We start from the raw sequence: 14,322 nt of genomic DNA, 5'->3' as shown, positions 1-14,322 counted from the left end.
GAGAAATAACTCAGGTTGCTCTGCGCCATCTCCGCCTTCTCTGCGCCTCTGCGGTGAAAGAGCCAAGGCAAGGAGAACTTAAAGGCATATTGAATTAAGTAGAACCGAAAAAATTCCTTGACACGAGATAGCGGATTTCCTAAGAAATTCCAGTAGTTTTTTGTCAAAGAAATTTTTCCTGCTTACTATGTTAATCGAAAAGTCTGAACCGCATCAGCATTTATACACATTCCACTCGGAGGCAAAAAACTTGATAGAGAAAATTCAAAACGCTTTGCAGGAAGCAGGTCTCGACGGTTGGTTGTTTTACAGTTTCAGAGGCAGCGACCCGATTGCCGCAAACATCCTGCGCTTTCCAACCGGCGGGCACCTCGCCACTCGTCGCTGGTTTTATGTTGTACCCGCCAAAGGTGAACCGACAAAAATCGTGCATTCCATCGAACGCGGCACGCTTGACCATCTGCCGGGCAGCAAAAAAATTTATTTGCCCTGGCAACAACTGCACGCTACCTTGAAAGAAGCCTTGCTCGCTTTAAATCCCAATGGCAAACCGCGCGTCGCCATGCAGTATTCGCCCGATGCAGCGATTCCCTATCTTTCGCGCATTGATGCGGGAACCATCGAACTCATCCGCTCTTTCGGCGTCGAACCAATTACCTCGGCAAACCTCGTTCAACAATTTGAAGCCGCGTGGGATGATGAACAACTCGCCATGCACGAAGAGTCGGCGCGCGGTCTCTATGCCAGCGTCAAAGAAGCCTTCGCGGAAATCGGACGCCGCATGAAAGAAAATATTCCGACCACCGAATACGACATCCAGCAATTCATTATGGACAGGTTCGCTTCGCGCGGCATGATTACCAACGACCCGCCGATTGTCGCCGTCAATGCCAACAGCGCCATGCCGCATTATGGACCCGAAAAAGACCACTGCTCGCCAATCAATAAAGGCGATTTCGTGTTGATTGATTTGTGGGCGAAATTGGATAAACCCGGTTCGGTGTATGCAGACATCACCTGGACGGGGTTCGTTGGTGAAACGATTCCTGATGAAGTCAACAAAGTTTTTCAGGTGGTGCGCAGCGGTCGCGACGCGGCAATTGATTTCGTCAAACAAGCCTTTGCCGAAGGGCGCACGATTCATGGTTGGGAAGTTGATGATGTCTGCCGCAACACCATTCGGGAAGCGGGTTATGGCGACTACTTCATTCATCGCACAGGGCATAACATTCACACAGAAGTTCACGGCAACGGCGCAAACATTGACAATCTCGAAACGCAGGATAGCCGCGTGTTGATTCCGCGCACCTGTTTTTCAATTGAGCCGGGGGTTTATCAGGAAGGCAAATTCGGCGTGCGCAGCGAAATCGATATGTATGTTGCCGAAGGCGAAGCCCGCGTCACCGGCGATCATCCGCAAACCGCAGTCGTCGCGATTTTGGCGTAATCGTCTGGCGAGTCCGGCGAGTCTAGCCAGTCTTGCGAGTTTAACGAGCCTTGCGAGTATCTCTTTGATATTTCGCAAGGCTCGTTTTTTTCATGCCTTGGGTTTGGAAATTTCTTTCAAAGCAATCATAATCACTCCACTTCAAATAAAGGAATCGGTTATGAATTCGCGCATTGGAAAAGAGGTTCGCCATCTGAAAATTTATACGCTTGTTCCGATATTGATTTTTATGGTGCTCGCCTTTGCGGGATTTCAAAAATCAAATATACCGCCGAAAAATGTCACGGGCACCTATGAAGTTACTTATAAACGCGGCGCGGGCGGCTTGCTTAAAGTCTTGCAAAAATCGGCTGATGAAATCGAATTTGAGATTGAATTCAATCGCGGCGCGCCCTCATACAATTCAGGTGTAGCGGGCGGCACTATCCTAGTCAAAAATGGCGTAGCGGTTTTCAAAACCACTGAATACAGTGAAGAGGGTTGTGAAATTACTTTTACTTTTCAAGCCAACAAAGTGATAGTCAGACAAAGCGGCGCAGATTTCGCGTGCGGTTTTGGTCACGGGGTAATTTGCGACGGCACTTATATTTTGAAGAACCGCCGCAAGCCAAAATTCGGAGATTGAATTAAAACTGTTCTTGATTTCATTTTCAGTCAACGCATTTCATGCAACTGCTTCATCACGAATCTCTCGCCAAATCGCGGCGACTTATTCCTGCGATTGCAGATGTTTTGTTAAAACTTTTCGGTCTTCTTTAACACTCGTTCGGAAAAATGTTTGGCGATGTCTTTTCTCAGCCCTTGTCCAATATAAAATTTCAACAATGCTTCGTAAGACATATCTTTGCTTGCCGCAATCTCTTTCAATGAAGCCATCGTCGTCATCGCACCCGCGCCCTGAAGGGCAATGCCATTAAGTTAAGACTGGGAGCGCGGACGTCCACGTCCGCATTCTCCCACCAGCGGACGTGGACGTCCGCGCTCCCGGTAAGTAATTCTCCTTAACTTAATGGCATTGGCTCTGAAGGGGGGCGCGAAAGATTTGCCTTGCTCATTAACCTGTGGCTTTACCACAGGCTAACTTCCTTTGCCCCTTCGGCAATGGCAACTTTGATAGATAACATCCATCGCAAATCATAAAGCTATACAAAACCTGCGCTCATTCAATCGGCTCAACAACCACAGCCGTACCGTAAGCTAAAACCTCACTCACGCCGCTCATCAGTTCCGTCGCGTCATAACGCATGCCGACTATTGCATTGGCACCGATTTCGCTAGCGTGTTGAATCAAAATTTCAAAGGCTTCGGCGCGCGCCTGTTCGCACAATTTCGTAAACGCGGTGATATTGCCGCCAACGATGGTTTGCAGTGAGCCGCCAAGCGTTCCGAAAATCGAACGCGAACGCACAGTGATGCCGCGCACCACACCTAATTGTCTGACGATGCGAAATCCTTCAAGGTTAAATGCCGTGGTGACCATGTGGTGTGAAAGCCTGTAGCCTTGAGCTACTGAATAGGGGGTTTCAGGGGTGACACTTTGTTGGGCTTTGTCCAGGTGTTGTAATCTATCGTTCATTTTCAATTCCCTTTCGCTGTCTGTTTTTCGCAACTTTATCACGAACTGTTATTGCTGTCGCGTTGCGCATCGTGCTGACGCAAATGATTTTTACATCTGACGAATGAGAAAACCCAACTTTGCCACACAGCATCCGAGCCGTTACAATTTTGCATTCGATGGAATAGGCGATTTGCGATTCGGTTAAATTAAAACCTGAATCCTGAATCCCGAATCCTGAATCCTGTTTGAGGAGTCAAACGCTTGTCATTTATTCAAAGAAGAAATTCGGTTGCCGTTGATGTCGGCGGCATTCAAGTTGGCAGCGGTCATCCAATCGTCGTGCAATCGATGACCAACACCGACACTGTCGATATAGAAGCCACCGCTTTGCAATGTGAACAACTCTCTCGCGCCGGTTCCGAACTCGTCCGCATCACGGTCAACACCAGACAGGCTGCCGCCGCCGTGCCGCACATCGTCGAACGCCTTGCAGAGCGCGGCTGCCCGGTTCCCATCATCGGCGATTTTCATTACAACGGACACATTCTTTTAAAAGAGTATCCCGAATGCGCCCGTGCGCTTGCCAAGTATCGCATCAACCCCGGCAACGTCGGCGCAGGCAAACATCACGACAAAAATTTTCAATCAATGATTGAAGTCGCTATCGAAAATAATAAGCCGGTGCGCATCGGCGTCAATTGGGGTTCGCTCGACCAAACCTTGCTCACCCGCTTGATGGATGAAAATGCCGCCAGCGCCAGTCCCAAAGATGCCCGCGAAGTCATGCACGAAGCGGTTGTCATAAGTGCCCTTGAATCCGCCGAACTTGCAGAAGAATGCGGTCTTGGTCACGACCGGATAATCCTCAGCGCCAAAGTTTCCGAAGTTCAGGATTTGATTGCCATCTACACAAACCTTGCGGCGCGTTGTGACTATCCATTGCATCTGGGACTCACGGAAGCCGGGATGGGCAGCAAAGGCATTGTCGCTTCAACTGCGGCGATGGGCGTCTTACTGCAACGCGGCATCGGTGACACCATTCGCGTATCGCTTACACCAAAACCCAACGGCGACCGCAGCGAAGAGGTCTTAGTCGCGCAGCAGATTTTGCAGACCATGGGACTGAGAAGTTTTATGCCGCTCGTCACCGCGTGTCCGGGTTGCGGGCGCACCACCAGCACGCTCTTTCAGGAGATGGCTGAAGACATTCAAAATTACATTCGCGAAAAAATGACTGAGTGGCGTGAAACTTACGTCGGCGTTGAAGAATTAAAAGTTGCGGTGATGGGTTGCGTGGTCAATGGTCCCGGCGAATCGAAACACGCGAATCTCGGCATCTCGCTTCCGGGTACGGGTGAAGAGCCGCGCGCTCCCGTCTATGTTGACGGGCGAATGTTTAAAACTCTGCAAGGGGCAACGATTGTTCCCGAATTTATTCGGATTCTCGATGAGTATATTGATTCGCATTACGCGACCATTCAAGGAATCCAACCAGCGACTTTTCAAGGGTAAATAAAAAGGGCGAAGAAAATTCTTCGCCCTTTACTCATTGAACGCCCTCCCTCACGGTCGGGTTACTGACACGCCTTATTACTTAGAACAAGTATTTCAACTGGAAGCGCACCACACGTCCGCCGCCATCTGCAAAATCCGATCTCAGAAAACGTCCGGCGGGTGAGCTGAAAACGCTTGCTGAAATCGTCGTTGAGCCGGAGGCAAAAGCACTCGAACTCAAACTCGTAAATTGCGGATGATTGAAAACGTTGAAGAATTCCGTGCGGAATTCAATGCGCTGGCCTTCGGTAATCAATACCCGTTTGGTCAGTGTCAGGTTGGTGTTGTTGAGTCCCGGCGTGCGCAAAGTGTTGCGTCCGAGATTGCCTGTGCGACCGGAATTCGCAGCAATGCCGATGAACATCGCCTGACTGGGGTCAATCGGCGCGTTGTTGTTATCCGGGTTGATGTACCCCGTCGGGCTTGCGGCGTTCGGTACAGCGCGAACCCCGAACTGTCCGTTGGGATTAAAGTCCGGGCGATCCAGATTGCCGCCAATGCTGTCGGCATCCTGTCCGTTCGAGACATTCAACGGCACACCGGATTCAAACGTGGTGACACCGGCAACTTGCCATCCGCCCACCACACGACCAAGAACGCCATGCTGTTCGCGCATCCACGGCAGTTCATACACATAAGTGAATGAAGCGCGATGGGTGCGGTCAAACAGCGACACCGCGCGTTCACGCGCCTGTCCGCCGAAAATTGACGGCACCGCCGCTTGTTGCGGTTGGTTGTTACCGCCAACGCCAAAGACTTCGCTGGCGTTGTCAATCAGTTTGGAATAGGTATAAGCGGCAGTCATCGTTAAGCCATTGGCAAAACGACGTAGCGCCAGAAGTTGCCCTGAGTGATAAGTTGACGAACCGCCATTGGAGCGAATCAACCGCGACCCCTGTAAATTATCGAGACGACCTGAAATCGGTCCGGTGTAACCCGCAGGTGTGATGCGCAAATTCGCAGGCACGAGCGGATTGAGGTCTTCATTGATAAACAGTCTTGTGCCTTTTGAACCAACGTAAGAAACATCAAAGAGGAAATTGCCGGGCAATTCTCTTTGAATGCCAAGCGACCAGCGTTGATAGTAAGGATTCACCAGATTCGCCAGCACCAGGGTCTGCGAATCAAGCGGCGACAAAGCGCGCGCCACCAGTGGCAATGAACCCGAAACATTGGTGAGTCCGCGCGGGTTGGCAGCATTCACCGTCGACGGCACATTGGTTGCCACTACATTGGGCGAAGAGGTTTGCGCGTTTGACGCAATGTTGTTGAAGAACGAGTCGTAGCCAATCTGGTAGCCGCTGCGAATCACCGAACGTTTGTCGCCGAAGATGCGATGCAGCCAGCCTTCTTTGAACGACGGTGAGTATGCGATGCCAAGGGTTGGCGAGAAATTATTTTTATCCGCTTCCACTTCGTTCGGCTCGCTGAATGGCCCTTGGAATGTGGACGGGTCAACATTGAACAACCCGGTAAACGCCGCCGTGCGAATCGAATTAATCGGCAAGCCGAAATATTCGTAACGCAAGCCGAGCGTCAAGGTCAGTTCTTCGGTTGCGCGCCAACGGTCTTGCCCGAAATAACCTTGGCGGAACAGTTCGGGATAGTAAGCCGCGCTGCCGAAATCGCGACGCGCGCCGCCACCGGAACCGCCGAAATTATCCACGAAGTTGGCAAAATCCGACCTGCCCGGCGATGAACGGAAAGTCAACAAGCCGCGTTCAACAATCGGCGCAAACTGTCGCGAACGTTGCTTTGTCAATTCCGTGCCGAAACGGAAAGTGTGATTGCCGCGAATATAAGTTACGGTATCTTGAATCAAATAGTTGTTGGCAATGCGCCCTTGCGGAATATTGGTGGCAACTCCGACATTGCTGAACGGCGCGCCCGGATCGATGGTGGGCAAGGTCTGCGCCAGAGAATTGCTGGCATCGTTTGGAAATGCCAGGGTAATGCGATTGTAGGCAAGGCGCAATTCGTTCGTCAGCGAGGTTGAAAAGACATGGGTTTCGGCAATCAGGAAATTCTGAAAGCGATTTTTGTTGCTGGTGATAAAACTCGGGAAGCCGCCGCCGCCGCCGGTTGGCGCATCCTGATCATCGAACAGGTAACGTCCCGAAAGTTGGTCGTTTTCTCCCAGGCGATGATCTATACGCGCTTGCCATTGACGGTCACGGAATTCATTGGGGAACGAAGCGATGGCAGTGCCGAATTGAATTGGCCCGCGCCCGTTGCCTAAATCCTGTGTGAAAAATTGACTGGTTGCATTGACACCCTCAGTGCCCGCCAGATAAGTGTCCACATTGCTGTTGCTGCCTTGCGGAAACAGCGCGCGAAGGCTCGCGCGACCTGCCGCCGAAAGCGTCACCAGATTGATGGTTCCCGAAGATTTGGTGCGTTCTTCCTGAAACGCGCCGAAAAAGAAGGTGCGGTCGCGTTTGATCGGGCCTCCGAAAGTGCCGGAAAAAAATTGATCCGTGCCCGGAAGCGGACGCTTGCGACGTTGCACTTCAGGATTGAGCGCTGCATTGCTGGTAATCGCATTGAAGCGTGTGGATTCAACCAGGTAAGAGACGGTGCCATGATAATTGTTGGTGCCGCCTTTGGTGATGGTATTGACGACCGCGCCACCGGCGCGACCAAACTCCGCGTCATAGTTTGAAGTCTGCACCGAGACTTCGGCAACCGCATCCGGGTTGGTAATTTGAAAGGCTTGACCGGCAACCGAAATGTCATTGTTTTCGGTTCCGTCAATTAAAAAGTTATTCGAGCGACCGCGACTGCCATTGACGGAAAAGGTTCCCACCCCAAAGCCGAAGCGATTGGTGGAAACGCCGGGCAAAGTCAAGGCAAGCGAAACCGGATTGCGACTGGCAATCGGCAGTTCAACAATTTTTTTCTCTTCGATGTTACCACCGCGAACCGGCGCTGCGGTTTGTAACAGATCGCCGCCGCCAGCGGTCACATCGACGACGACATCACCACCGCTTGGCGTCAATTGAACGTCAACAGTGGCAAGTTGATTGGCGCTTACGACAATATTGGTTTTCGTTACGGCACCAAAACTCGGAGCCGTAATTTTCACCGAATAAGTGCCGAGATCAACTGCATCAAAACGATAGAGTCCTTCATCATTACTGGCGGTTGTTCGGGTCACCGCAGTTTGATTATTGGTCAAGGTAACCGTCGCGCCGGAAATTACCGCTCCGGATGAATCGGTAACAAGTCCTGTGACCGTGCCGCGACTGGTCTGCGCCAGACCCGGCACCGAGACAATCAACAGAATGATGGTCAGAATTAGGGACTTACTTTTCATATAGTTTTTTTTACTCCTAGGGTTCAGTTGAAAAGTTGCTGACAACCTATGCACACACGGGTATCTGGTTGTTCAGCGTAACTCTGTTTGTCGCTTTTTGCCCCTCTTCGTACAACAAGGCTGGTTGCGTGGAAGTACTCTAACTCCTGGTAAGATGTTTGAGTTGAGGCGCAAACAAGCTGGGTTAGTCGGGCGTTTAAAAAGCAAAGTTTATGCCAGCCTGCGGCTTTTCATTAACCGCTTTGTTTTCGATAATTGTATTTCAACTCAAGTGAGACTGAAGAATTTGCCGTTCAAAGTTTTGTATATATCTTCAAAAAAATGGAATGATGTAAAAAGTTGTAAAAGTTGCGATTCAATATATTGGACGATTATTCAAAATATTGAATCAACAAACTCGTGTAAGGATATTAGCGAACAAGTCCAGGAGCAATCTTTATTACCAACTGGCAAAATTACATGCTGCTTACGAAAAGGTTTTCAACCAAGCCTTAGCAGGCAGAAACATAAATGCCTTTCATCACCTTACAGATTCTCATCAATATTAGAAGCGAAGATTTCAGAGCGGTATTGCCCGCTCAACCTGATTTTTTCAATCATTATTTTTTATATGCCGGTTAAACCGCAGCCTGAGTGCGCCGCCCACCGCCCAGAATAAACGTTAAAATGAGTCCCGCAATAAAGCCGCCGATGTGTGCCATATAAGCGACGCCGCCGGTCTGCGCCGATTCCGTAATCGAACCGATGCCGCTAAAAAACTGCAAAACAATCCATAGTCCAAGCACCACAAACGCCGGCAAGGTGGCAATCCCCCGCCCGATCAAGACTCTTACTTGCCCTTTAGGGAACATCACAATATAAGCGCCGAGAACACCGGCGATGGCACCCGAGGCGCCGAGATTCGGGATTGTCGAATTGGCGCTGACGGCTACCTGCGCAACTGTCGCGGCGATCCCGCAGAGCAAATAGAAGATGAGAAATTTGATATGCCCGAAGCGGTTTTCAACATTATCACCGAATATCCAAAGGTAGAGCATATTGCCAAACAGGTGCAGCCATCCCCCATGCATAAACATTGAAGTGAGTACCGTCGGAAAATCCGCAGCCGGATTAGCCAACAATCGGCGCGGCACAACTGACCATTGTTGAATGAACGCTTCGCCGCCATTCATTTCGACAAAAAAGAAAATGACGTTCAAGGCAATCAACCCATAAGTAACCATAGCCGGTGTCTTATTGGTCGAATTATCATCGCCGATTGGGAATAACATATTTTTATTCTCCTTCTATTTTATTTTCAGCGCCCAATTTTGTGCTCGCTTCCCTTTCTGCAATTTGCAGACCGAAAAGCTTCCACAATAAAAGCCACCTATGCAGTTTATTTATTTGATAACCGCTATGCTGATTTCTAAAAAATCGCGCATTGTATTTCACACATACAGATTATTTTTTTTCAGCTTGTATTTTTTTTATGCAGCAATCGAAAAATAAATTATGAAGGATTTACCGACAGAAGTTTCTCAGCGCCAAATAAAACTGCTCGCGCAGAACTGCTTAAAACTGTTGGCTGCTAAATGAGATAGCGCGATGTCTGTGGGGTTTGGAACTCATAAAAATTCGCCCTTGGCATACCTCTTGCCAATTTACTTTACGAGCGAAGCCAGCATAGAAAGGAGAGGGCAATGACGGCAGAACTCAAGCGGCGAATACAAAGTAGTTCGTTGGCTGAGGACGAATTAAACCCATTCGTCAAAGTGTTGCTCTTTCCCTTTGTATGCTGGTTTGGCGCTTAGTCGCTGGCTTTATTACCGGCATCATTACGCAGCAATCGCGCGGTTGCGCATCGAAATCTGGTGCTTGATGTAAGGCTCGGGATGGAATTGATTAATGAATCAGATGCGGCGATGCTTCGATTAAATGATCGCTTATTCAACAGGCTGGCAAAGTCGAACTCAATCATTCATGGTCAAGCTGTCAGTTGCCTAAGAATGGTTGCCGAATCGAAATAGACCCGCTCACAAACGATGCCTTTATCATCGAAGATAAAAAATGCTGTCATTCGGCAACGAAACTGGCGACCGGTCGGCGGCAAATTCGCAAGCGCGCCTTTGTGCGTTCCCATCAACCAGAATTCAACAATCACCGCATCATCGCTGTGGCGCAAAGAAATCAATTCGTTGCGCTGGTCTGGAAACGCCCGGCGGCTTTCACGAAAATATTCGGCGACCTCAGCTTCACCATCGTAGATTTTATCTGTGGGAATAATTTCATAATGCGGATGCGAAAAGGTCGTCATGGTGGTGGCGAAATCCTGAACATTTTCGGATTCCATATGTTCACGAACCTTTTTTTCGCGAAACTCACGCACCGCTTCAGAAAGCATAAACTCTTCCTTTCAACTGAAAACCGTTCACTTGATGCTCTGTTTACCAACCGACAAGCTATTGTTCACTAAAGTTTCGGCAAAGGCGCGCGCCCAACGGTCGGCTTCCAAAATCGCTTCGATACTCGAACACGCCTGTTTCTGGTGCGCCTTCATGGTCTCTTCGATAATGCGCGGAATCTCCATAAACTTGATGCGGCGATTCAAAAACGCTGCAACCGCAATCTCATTTGCGGCGCTCATTGCCGCTGGCGTAGTGCCGCCTTCACGCATGGCATCGTAAGCCAGACGCAGGCACGGAAAGCGCACAAAGTCAGGTTCAAAAAATTCCAGTTTGCTGAGTTTCTCAAAACTGAGCGCGGGCAAATCGGTCGGCAGTCTTTCGGGATAGGTCATGGCGTATTGAATCATCAAGCGCATATCGGTGACGCCGAGTTGCGCGATAATCGAACCGTCAATCATCTCGACCATCGAATGCACGATGGATTGCGGATGCACAAAGACGGAAATTTTGTCGCCGCCGAAACCGAAGAGCCAGTGAGCTTCGATGACTTCCAAACCTTTGTTCATCAAGGTCGCCGAATCGATAGTAATTTTCGCGCCCATCTGCCAGGTCGGATGCGCAAGCGCCTGCTCTACGGTGGCTTCGCGCATCTCTTCAACCGATTTCTCACGAAACGGGCCACCCGATGCGGTTAAAATCAAGCGCTTGATTTCAGCATTCTTTTCGCCGCGCATACATTGATGCAAAGCGTTATGTTCGCTATCGACAGGCAACAGTTCGGCGCCCGATTCACAGGCGATTTTGGTCATCACCTCGCCAGCCATCACCAAGGTCTCTTTGTTGGCAAGACAGACACGGCGACCCAGTCGCAACGCTTCGTAGGTTGGCAAAAATCCGACCGCGCCGACAGTTGCCGAAATCACCGTATCAACATCGGCGTGCGTGGCAACCGCAACCAATCCGGCTTCGCCGCTTACCAGTTCCGGCAAGCGATGAACATTCGCATCACGAAGCTTTTCTTTTAAGAGTTGTATATCACCGTCGCTTGCCACCGAAACCAGTTCGGGCGCATAACGCACAATCTGTTTAGCGAGTTCATCGAGGCTTTTGCCTGCGGCAAGCGCGATGACTTGAAATTGCCCGGTGAGCGAATCAACCACCGAAAGTGTGCTTTGACCGATGGAACCTGTAGAGCCGAGAATGCTGAGTTTTCTCATAAAATTACCCGTGGCGGCGGCATTCTATCACGCCATTCGTGGCAATATCAAAGATTGCAGATTGCGGCTTTTTCGGCAAATTCCTTGTCTCTTCTTATGTGCTTGTTATAATCCCAATGTCTCAATCAGTAAATTAATCCCAAAGTTTGCGATGCCGAATGAATAAAATTATTGAAGCCGCTGCCATTGCCTTATCTTCGATTCTCGCTCATAAATTGCGAGCTTTTCTCACTCTGCTCGGCGTCATCATCGGAGTGTTTGTCGTCACCGCAGTGGCAACCGTCATCGAAGGCGCAAACGTTTACATCAAAGAAAAAATCGCCACCCTCGGTTCAGGAGTTTTTCGCATTCAAAAAGCCGCCATGAATTTCGGTGATTTCGATAAATTCATGGAAGCCATGCGTAAAAATCCCGACCTCAAAATGGATGACCTTTACGCGCTTCGTGAAAATGTAACACTTGCCGATAACATCGCCGCACAGGACGGCAGTTCGCAAATCGTCAAATATGGCAACAACGCCGTTGAAGGCGTCGGCATTCAAGGGGTCACGCCCAATGTGGTTTTTGTTACCAATGTTGAAGTCGTGCAGGGTCGTTATATCAGCGAAGCCGATGATGAATCGCGAAGATTTGTCGCTTATATCGGCGCAGAGGTCGCCACCAAACTTTTTCCAACCGAAGACCCGATAGGCAAAGAGATTAAAATCGGGCGCTATACCTATACGGTTATCGGCGTCGCCAAAGCCATCGGCACGGTGCTCGGTTTTTCTCAAGATAATTTCGTACACATTCCGATTGGCACCTATTTGAAAGTGTTTGGCAGCCGTCGTTCACTGACGTTTGTGATTCGCGGGCACGATAATGTGCCGTCTTCGGATGTCCAGGATCAGGTGCGCGTCATTTTGCGTTCGCGTCATAAACTGGATTTCCATCAACCGGATGATTTTTCGGTGGTCACCGATGAAACTACCGAACAAATGTTCGGCTCGATTACCAAAACCGTAGCCTCCGTGGCTTTTCCTGTAGTCGGCATTTCGCTGGTCATTGGCGGCATCGTGATTATGAACATCATGCTGGCGACGGTTACGGAACGCACCAAAGAGATCGGCATACGCAAATCGCTCGGCGCGACGCGACGCGACATCCTGGTGCAATTTTTAGTTGAATCTTCGATGTTGTCATTGTTGGGCGGCATTGTCGGATTGTTGATGGCAATTACGGTAATGACCATACTCGGAAAATTTTTGCCGGTTCCGGTCGCCATTCCCTTCTGGGCACCATTTATCGCTATCATTGTTTCTACGCTCACGGGTCTGTTTTTCGGAATTTATCCGGCGAACCGCGCCGCCAAACTCGACCCGATTACGGCGCTGCGGGCAGATTAGGACTGAGTTCTGAGGATTGAGGACTGAGTTTTCCTGAAACGATGAAGGATGAACGATGAAGGATAAACAAGAAGCATCAAAATTAAAAACCGTAGTTCATCGTCCTGCCTTCAGACTTCATCCTTTTTGCAACTCAGTCCTCAGTCCTCAGTCCTCATTACTTTAAATATGTATATTCAGGAAGTAGGCGAAAATATTTTAATGGCGTTCGACACCTTGCGGACGCACAAAATTCGTTCGGCGCTCACCATGCTTGGAGTGATTGGCGGCGTCATGACGGTCATCGCGATTTCATCTTTTTTAACCGGCTTGCGCCAGTTCGTGATTGATCAGACCGAACGCTTTGGTCCCGATTTAATTTTCGTATCGAAAATGAATTCGATTGGCATGCGCGGCAGACCGTCGCAGGAAGAGCGTATGCGCAAAGACATCACCTTTGAAGACGCGCAGGCGGTTGCCGAATTACCAAGTGTTGAAGGCGCGACCCCGCAAATCGTTGTCGGTTCTTTTGCGCCATTCGGGGTGTCACCGGTTGTCAAATACAAAGGCGTTGAAGCCAATCGTCCACTCATCCTCGGCGTGTGGAGCAATTATGACCGCTTGCGCAATGTCTATATCCAATCGGGCAGATTTTTCACCGTTTCCGAAGAACAACATCGCGCGCAGGTAGCGGTCATCGGCGCAAGCGTCGCGGAAACCCTTTACGGCGGAATCGACCCGGTTGGCAAAGAGATTGAAGTCGAAGGCGAAATTTTTTCGATTATAGGCGTGATGGATAAAGCGCCCGGCGGACTGTTTGGCGGCGATGCTGTCGAAGACCGCGAATTGCTCATTCCGTTTTCCACCGTCAAATCCAAACATCCCGAAATCGAGGAAATCACCATCACGGTTAAATCCAAACCGAAACAGTTCGGCAGGATGACCGATGAAGTAACCGAGTTGATGCGCCGTCGTCGCGGCGTTCCGGCAGATAAACCGAATAATTTCGGACTCACCACCCCCGAAGGCATTTTCGATATTTTGAATCAAATCGCTTATGGCGCGAGCGTGATTGTCGTGCCGCTATCGGCTGCGGGGTTGCTGGTCGGGGGCATTGGAGTAATGAACATTATGCTGGTCAGCGTCACCGAGCGCACCAAAGAGATTGGCATACGGCGTGCTATCGGCGCGAAAAAAGGCGATATTATCTGGCAATTTTTAACCGAAGCGATCACGCTAACGGGAACCGGCGGGTTGATTGGCATTTTTGTCGGTTGGCTGGTGAGTTTGATTTTGCGAATGCTTGCGCCGACCTTGCCTTCGGTGATTCCGCTGTGGGCAATCATCACAGGTTTCGTGGTGTCCTGTTCGGTCGGGTTAGTATTCGGCATCTGGCCGGCAATGAAAGCCGCGCGCCTCGACCCGATTGAAGCGTTAAGGTATGAGTGAAGTGTTGAAAATTTTTAATTGAAAATCGTT

The 14,322-nt window shown here is 49.8% G+C and carries 11 protein-coding genes; 5 read left to right on the top strand and 6 right to left on the bottom strand.

Annotation, left to right across the window (positions count from 1 at the left end; translation table 11 throughout):
- The first annotated feature begins 250 nt into the window (after window positions 1-250).
- Entirely contained in the window at window positions 251-1,447 is a 1,197-nt protein-coding gene (locus AB1757_12180) for a Xaa-Pro peptidase family protein (GenBank protein MEW6127786.1), read from the top strand.
- 160 nt (window positions 1,448-1,607) lie between these two features.
- On the top strand, window positions 1,608-2,072 hold the full coding sequence (locus tag AB1757_12175; protein ID MEW6127785.1) for a hypothetical protein: 465 nt from the start codon (window positions 1,608-1,610) through the stop codon (window positions 2,070-2,072).
- A 110-nt stretch (window positions 2,073-2,182) separates the two neighbouring features.
- Here AB1757_12175 and AB1757_12170 read toward each other — a convergent pair whose 3' ends face one another.
- Window positions 2,183-2,332, bottom strand: a complete 150-nt coding sequence (locus tag AB1757_12170; GenBank protein MEW6127784.1) for a hypothetical protein — start codon at window positions 2,330-2,332, stop codon at window positions 2,183-2,185.
- 274 nt (window positions 2,333-2,606) lie between these two features.
- On the bottom strand, window positions 2,607-2,927 hold the full coding sequence (locus tag AB1757_12165) for a YbjQ family protein (protein MEW6127783.1): 321 nt from the start codon (window positions 2,925-2,927) through the stop codon (window positions 2,607-2,609).
- Between the two features lie 339 nt (window positions 2,928-3,266).
- Here AB1757_12165 and ispG point away from each other — a divergent pair, with 339 nt between their 5' ends.
- Window positions 3,267-4,517 carry a flavodoxin-dependent (E)-4-hydroxy-3-methylbut-2-enyl-diphosphate synthase gene (gene ispG, locus AB1757_12160; GenBank protein ID MEW6127782.1) on the top strand — a complete coding sequence of 417 codons (1,251 nt, stop codon included), beginning with the start codon at window positions 3,267-3,269 and terminating at the stop codon, window positions 4,515-4,517.
- Window positions 4,518-4,599: 82 nt separating this feature from the next.
- On the opposite strand, the gene AB1757_12155 is transcribed toward ispG, so the two are convergent.
- From AB1757_12155 to AB1757_12140, 4 genes are all read right to left on the bottom strand, one after another.
- Complete coding sequence (locus tag AB1757_12155; protein MEW6127781.1) at window positions 4,600-7,875, bottom strand: TonB-dependent receptor; 3,276 nt, start codon at window positions 7,873-7,875, stop codon at window positions 4,600-4,602.
- 617 nt (window positions 7,876-8,492) lie between these two features.
- Complete coding sequence (locus AB1757_12150; protein ID MEW6127780.1) at window positions 8,493-9,146, bottom strand: rhomboid family intramembrane serine protease; 654 nt, start codon at window positions 9,144-9,146, stop codon at window positions 8,493-8,495.
- Window positions 9,147-9,841: 695 nt separating this feature from the next.
- Window positions 9,842-10,258, bottom strand: a complete 417-nt coding sequence (locus AB1757_12145) for an ester cyclase (protein MEW6127779.1) — start codon at window positions 10,256-10,258, stop codon at window positions 9,842-9,844.
- Between the two features lie 27 nt (window positions 10,259-10,285).
- On the bottom strand, window positions 10,286-11,479 hold the full coding sequence (locus AB1757_12140) for a 1-deoxy-D-xylulose-5-phosphate reductoisomerase (protein MEW6127778.1): 1,194 nt from the start codon (window positions 11,477-11,479) through the stop codon (window positions 10,286-10,288).
- A gap of 158 nt (window positions 11,480-11,637) precedes the next feature.
- Here AB1757_12140 and AB1757_12135 point away from each other — a divergent pair, with 158 nt between their 5' ends.
- The gene (locus AB1757_12135; GenBank protein MEW6127777.1) at window positions 11,638-12,864 is read left to right on the top strand and encodes an ABC transporter permease; all 1,227 of its coding nucleotides are present in this window, start codon (window positions 11,638-11,640) and stop codon (window positions 12,862-12,864) included.
- Window positions 12,865-13,032: 168 nt separating this feature from the next.
- Entirely contained in the window at window positions 13,033-14,292 is a 1,260-nt protein-coding gene (locus AB1757_12130) for an ABC transporter permease (GenBank protein MEW6127776.1), read from the top strand.
- Window positions 14,293-14,322 lie beyond the last annotated feature (30 nt).

The sequence above is a fragment of the Acidobacteriota bacterium genome, assembly GCA_040754075.1.
GTDB lineage: Bacteria > Acidobacteriota > Blastocatellia > UBA7656 > UBA7656 > JBFMDH01.
Note: the sequence above shows the minus strand (reverse complement) of the source record. Positions and strands in the feature narration are given on the sequence as shown.

Excerpts from the sequence above, each read along its gene's own strand:
- AB1757_12165 (MEW6127783.1), bottom strand. The coding sequence starts at position 2,927 with ATGGTCACCACGGCATTTAACCTTGAAGGATTTCGCATCGTCAGACAA.
- AB1757_12130 (MEW6127776.1), top strand. The coding sequence starts at position 13,033 with ATGTATATTCAGGAAGTAGGCGAAAATATTTTAATGGCGTTCGACACC.
- AB1757_12140 (MEW6127778.1), bottom strand. The coding sequence starts at position 11,479 with ATGAGAAAACTCAGCATTCTCGGCTCTACAGGTTCCATCGGTCAAAGC.
- AB1757_12135 (MEW6127777.1), top strand. The coding sequence starts at position 11,638 with ATGAATAAAATTATTGAAGCCGCTGCCATTGCCTTATCTTCGATTCTC.
- AB1757_12155 (MEW6127781.1), bottom strand. The coding sequence starts at position 7,875 with ATGAAAAGTAAGTCCCTAATTCTGACCATCATTCTGTTGATTGTCTCG.
- AB1757_12150 (MEW6127780.1), bottom strand. The coding sequence starts at position 9,146 with ATGTTATTCCCAATCGGCGATGATAATTCGACCAATAAGACACCGGCT.
- AB1757_12145 (MEW6127779.1), bottom strand. The coding sequence starts at position 10,258 with ATGCTTTCTGAAGCGGTGCGTGAGTTTCGCGAAAAAAAGGTTCGTGAA.
- AB1757_12175 (MEW6127785.1), top strand. The coding sequence starts at position 1,608 with ATGAATTCGCGCATTGGAAAAGAGGTTCGCCATCTGAAAATTTATACG.
- AB1757_12170 (MEW6127784.1), bottom strand. The coding sequence starts at position 2,332 with ATGACGACGATGGCTTCATTGAAAGAGATTGCGGCAAGCAAAGATATG.